This window comes from Candidatus Omnitrophota bacterium (assembly GCA_030695905.1).
Taxonomy (GTDB): domain Bacteria; phylum Omnitrophota; class Gorgyraeia; order 2-01-FULL-45-10; family 2-01-FULL-45-10; genus CAZHPY01.
The window spans coordinates 1-4,662 of the sequence record JAUYOL010000025.1; the positions used below are offsets into that span (position 1 = coordinate 1).

General features: G+C 41.0%; 7 protein-coding genes. 1 reads left to right on the top strand and 6 read right to left on the bottom strand.

The window, feature by feature from the left end:
• Positions 1–377 (top strand): hypothetical protein (locus Q8R38_03825; protein MDP3791156.1); only part of this gene is annotated, 377 nt, incomplete at its 5' end.
• Positions 378–564: 187 nt separating this feature from the next.
• Here the strand turns inward: Q8R38_03825 and Q8R38_03830 are convergent.
• The 6 genes from Q8R38_03830 to Q8R38_03855 form a co-directional block, all read right to left on the bottom strand.
• Positions 565–1,362 carry a prohibitin family protein gene (locus Q8R38_03830; protein MDP3791157.1) on the bottom strand — a complete coding sequence of 266 codons (798 nt, stop codon included), beginning with the start codon at positions 1,360–1,362 and terminating at the stop codon, positions 565–567.
• A 30-nt stretch (positions 1,363–1,392) separates the two neighbouring features.
• Positions 1,393–2,556, bottom strand: coding sequence for a phospholipase D-like domain-containing protein (locus Q8R38_03835; GenBank protein MDP3791158.1), 1,164 nt, complete (start codon positions 2,554–2,556; stop codon positions 1,393–1,395).
• A gap of 177 nt (positions 2,557–2,733) precedes the next feature.
• A complete protein-coding gene (locus Q8R38_03840) occupies positions 2,734–2,886 on the bottom strand; it encodes a hypothetical protein (GenBank protein MDP3791159.1) in 153 nt (50 codons plus the stop codon).
• Positions 2,887–2,889: 3 nt separating this feature from the next.
• Entirely contained in the window at positions 2,890–3,465 is a 576-nt protein-coding gene (locus Q8R38_03845; GenBank protein MDP3791160.1) for a zeta toxin family protein, read from the bottom strand.
• Between the two features lie 164 nt (positions 3,466–3,629).
• Complete coding sequence (locus Q8R38_03850) at positions 3,630–3,920, bottom strand: helix-turn-helix transcriptional regulator (GenBank protein MDP3791161.1); 291 nt, start codon at positions 3,918–3,920, stop codon at positions 3,630–3,632.
• Between the two features lie 3 nt (positions 3,921–3,923).
• Positions 3,924–4,271 (bottom strand): type II toxin-antitoxin system RelE/ParE family toxin, encoded by a 348-nt coding sequence (locus Q8R38_03855; protein MDP3791162.1) that lies wholly within the window; start codon positions 4,269–4,271, stop codon positions 3,924–3,926.
• Positions 4,272–4,662 lie beyond the last annotated feature (391 nt).

Genomic DNA, 4,662 nt, shown 5'->3' on the forward strand with positions numbered 1-4,662 from the left:
TATCAAAATTCGCCAAAGAGATAGGCCTGGATTCCATTGCGTTCAGCAAGTTGAGAGTAGATAAATATTCTCCGCTTAAAGAGATCGTAAAGAATACGCCAGGCTATCACATTACCGCCAGAGGAGAAGTTTATTCCGACAAATACAGCCACTCGTATTTGAAAAAGATACACAGAAAATTGAGGTTTTCTTTCTATACACCGTTCAGAGTCCTGAATATCGCAGCGAAGATCCTGAGGGTAAGATTTTTTACCTTCCGCGAGCTAATATCGTTTGCGGGTGTCGCGCCTTTATTGCTGAAGAGTATTATAGGAAAAGAGCTAAAGGAAAAGCGGCTGATCAAGTCTATAACGCACATACTTGGGCATAACAAGTAATTGAAAAAGCCCACCCGTCCAATAGATAGGCTTTCTCGTCTAAATTGACTCCCCCTTGGTTGATGATAACAGAACTTTTATGGAGAAGTTTATAGGGTTTTTGTATACGAGCGAGGCGGAGAAACTGCATGGATACTATAAAAGTTTATTCGGGTAGGATGGCACTAAAATACCTTTGAGTGTTTAATTATTTTTTATCTCTAAGTCTGCCGGCTTCCATTATTGGAAGGTTGGCTTCTGTAGGCACGTATACAATCTGTTTTTCGCTTGCCTGCAAGCCTTCTATCCATAAATATCGCAGATAAATATCGCTTAGACTTCCGGAGATTATCTTATTACTTTCCGCAATACCTTTTGCCTTTGCTACAACTATCTCCGCATCTTTCTGTGCCTTAGTTAGTTCAAACTGTTTCTGTAAGGATTCCTGCTCTGTTCTCAATTTTTGCTGAATACTGTCTGAAAACGCCGCAGGCAATCTGACATCCCTTAATAGTACATCCTGGACGACTATGCCTCTCGGCTCCAATTTCATTTTTAAGAATTCCAATATCTGTTGGCCTATCTTGCTTCGTCCTTCTTCACTATATAGTGATTTAACCTCATATCCGCTGGCGACATTACGAATGGCTTCTCTGAAATAAGGTTCAACTATCGTCTGTTCAAAATCGCTGCCTATGGTCTTTCTTACGAAAACTGCCTTATCTATAGGAACATTATAAAGAAGCGAGACGTCAAGTGTTGATATAAGCCCTTCGGAAGACGGCACATTAGCGGTCTCTTTCAGTTCGCGCGTCTTCACATTCCAGACCTCTATCCAACTTACACCGGGTATGTACCAGTGCCAGCCTGTCCGTAAAGGCTCCTCGGAAAATTTACCAAAATCGGCTTTCACTCCGGTCTGGCCGTCGTCAACCGTTTTTAGGCCGCAGCCGGTAAGACCTAACGCAATAATGCTAACCATTAAAAATAAAAAGTATTTTTTCATCGGACCTCCCTATTATTTTAGACTGCACCCTCATTGCGCATTGATAGCCGATATTTCCTTAATGCCCTTTCCTAATGTATTTCGGTCGATATTGAATCTCTTGCCCAGCTCTTTCTGCGTGAATGAATCAAGCTTTGTTCCTTCTTTAGTAAGCAACGCCTTTATGAGAAGAATGAATTTAGCCGGCTGACTGAGCCTCGACAGGTATTCCGGATTCAAAAACTTGCCTTTAAACTCGAATACATCAGCGGAAAGATCCCTGAATGTTATCCAGGCGTCTTTTCCATGCTTAAAATCTACACCTATCAACTTATATCTATCCTGAAGTTTCGTTAATACTTTTATGGCCTGTCGCCTGAGGGCCGTATCGCTCCAATCGGCCGGCATGCCCAGGTCAACGGCCAATTGCTCAAGAGAAAGAAAATATTCATTCGCCTCTTGTTCGTAAGCATATGCTTTAAGCAAGAGATAGGTATCCATGGCTCGCGCATCGCTGTCCGACACCATGCGCGGGAACAGCGTTTTATCGGTCAACAAATCACAGTCAAAAGCAATAATGCTATCCTCATTCAAAATTACGGATCTTTTTACCTTGCGCTCCTTTTCCGGCTTATTCGGCTCATCACCCTTTAGCGTACGTTGCCTGATGCGGACAAGCATGTCCTTGGCATGTTCCGGTGAATCTATCAACGTCGCTGATTCATAGTTATCTTTCAGGGCGGCCACGCTCCAATTTGTGCTCCCTATCACTACATACCGGCTATCTACTATAATAAGCTTATCGTGCATGCGGGTGGAAGGAGTAACGCCGAATATCCTGCCGCCTTTCTCCCTGATAGTATTAAAAACCTCGTCTTTTTCTACGCTAAGAGCGCGTCTATCCTGAAACCGCGTATTCAGATATATATCCACCGAAACACCGCGCGCAAGCGCCTCTTCCAGATCTTTGATTAGCAATCTCACCGGGCCGTTTGCGCCGGCCTGGATTATATACATGGAAACGACTATCGATTCTTTAGCATTATCCAGGAGTTCTATTACTGCAGGTTCATATTTCCGGTCGGATATATCTTTTACTTTCGCAGGAGAAAATTCGGGCTGATCCTGAGCAAGGGTAAGGAGTGGGAAGAAAAATAAAAATAGACTGATGACACCTATACTAAAAATTAATTTCTTATTAATTTTATTCGGCATGTGTTCATTATATCTTAAATAAAAATCCTCTGCAAGCGATTATTCCGGTCACTTCATCTGTGCACTAAGTTTTGTTGTTATTAGTATTTTTAGGGAAGAGTTTATAGAATTTTGCTATACGGGAGAGGCGAAAGAAATAAGTGCTAATTTAGAGAGAATGATTATTTGAATGCACTTTCATCTAACGGTATTTGGCGAGACACGAACGGTTTTACCATTCTGCCACACAGCAAGAGAACGACCTGTTTTCTTATGTCGTTCAACAACCTGCCGTACTGCTTTTTTCAATGCCGCTTCTGCTTTATCCTGTAAAGACATTCTTTTTTTCATATGTTACTTCGCACCTTTCTGAATTATCTTGAATAAGTCTTCATTGGTTGCTTCAATATGGCCATTTTTCCTCTTTGCAATTAAAACAGGTTTTGCTCTGGAATTATCAAATAACATCCACGAATCAACTAATGGCTCGTACAAACTGAAAAAATTATGTACGCCACGAGTAAAGCGACGCCGAACATCTCCCGCAGGAACATTATGCCCACCTTCCGCAACCCTATCCTTTATGCGGGCTATAGCCAATTCTGGACTGGGAACCCATAAAAAGAAAAGATGTAACCCGTAATCTTTTTTCTTCAATTCATTAAGCAAGGTAGCGTATGATTTACCCGATAATGTTGTTTCGAAAGCAAAATCAACACCTTTTCCCGTATATTCATGAATTTGCTGTAAAACAAGTTTCCCGGCTTTGATTGCGGCGGCACGAGGCTCAAAAGGCGCCAGGCCTAATGCGATGAGGTCAGCGTTAACAAAATTTGGACAATTAACATAATTGGGCAAAAATGACCTTGCAAATGTTGTCTTACCAGACCCGTTAGGCCCTGCAATTATATAGACGTTTTGTTTTGCCATAGTGTAATTATAACCCAAACAATAGCCCTCTACAAGCAAAATGCCCGCCGATAAACGATGGGCATTTTACGATATGGCTCCCCTTGGTTGACGATTATAGAACTGCTCTCATAGAATTAGATGTAGGCGACAAAATTTGTGGCTCGATATAGCAATCTTTAATCTTACACAAGCTGAACTTGTAAGTGCTTACCAAGCGCGTTAGCGGCTTTCTCTAATGTCAAAAGAGTAACAGACTTGTTGGTTGGATCAAGGAGTCTGTTTAATTGCGTACGGCTTTTTATATGCATCCTCATTGTCATTCTTGACTTGGAAATATTATTTTTTTTCATAAGCTTCCATATTTGGAATGCAATGACTTTTTTTGCCGCAGCGGCTTGAGTCTCTTCCAAAATACCCTCTTCCTGAAGAAAATCATCAAAATTGGAACCTATATGCTTGTTTGCTCGTTTCATATGTCACCCCCTGTTTAATTGTTTCATTCGTTTTATAGCTAAATCTAAATCATCCTTTGGAGTCTTTTCAGTCTTTTTGATAAATCCGTGCAAAAGAATTATATAATTTTCAGATAAAGTAAATAAAACTCTTGAAATTCTATGCTCCAACCGAGTTCTTATCTCCCATATTCCATTACACAGTTTTTTCGCTAATGGCATTCCTACCGGCCAACCGTATTGAACTGTATTAATATCCTCGCCTATCGCTTTTTTATCTTCTTTAGGCAATGACCTTAGCCACTCCCTTACGGGCTCATTTCCGGTTTCTGTTCTGAAAAACCTAACTTCTAAAGGATATTCTCTATTCATCTATTACAAGTGTACCATTTTTGGTACATTTGTCAAGCCTTTTTGTCAAATATTTATAGTTGCCTGAAATTTCCAAAGTTAACGATAACAGAACTCGTGCCCTGAACCGAACGAGCGAAGCGAGTTCTGGTTCAGGGTTTATGGAGGAGTTTATAGGGGTTTTTTTATACGACAGAGGCAAAGAAGCTGCAAGAGTGCTATAAAAGTTTATTCGGGTAGGGTGGCACTTTATGGACCGTCCCCTATTATTCCCAAGAGGTCTGAAGAGATATGTGATCTTATAATAGCCCGAAAGATAAAGAAGCGTTTTGTGGCGCAGACCAGGATCGATCTGGCAGAATATCCTGAATTATTAGAAAAGGCGGTGAAGGCGGGATTTAAAATGCTCTTA

Excerpts from the sequence above, each read along its gene's own strand:
- Q8R38_03840 (MDP3791159.1), bottom strand. The coding sequence starts at position 2,886 with ATGAAAAAAAGAATGTCTTTACAGGATAAAGCAGAAGCGGCATTGAAA.
- Q8R38_03855 (MDP3791162.1), bottom strand. The coding sequence starts at position 4,271 with ATGAATAGAGAATATCCTTTAGAAGTTAGGTTTTTCAGAACAGAAACC.
- Q8R38_03850 (MDP3791161.1), bottom strand. The coding sequence starts at position 3,920 with ATGAAACGAGCAAACAAGCATATAGGTTCCAATTTTGATGATTTTCTT.
- Q8R38_03830 (MDP3791157.1), bottom strand. The coding sequence starts at position 1,362 with ATGAAAAAATACTTTTTATTTTTAATGGTTAGCATTATTGCGTTAGGT.
- Q8R38_03845 (MDP3791160.1), bottom strand. The coding sequence starts at position 3,465 with ATGGCAAAACAAAACGTCTATATAATTGCAGGGCCTAACGGGTCTGGT.
- Q8R38_03835 (MDP3791158.1), bottom strand. The coding sequence starts at position 2,556 with ATGCCGAATAAAATTAATAAGAAATTAATTTTTAGTATAGGTGTCATC.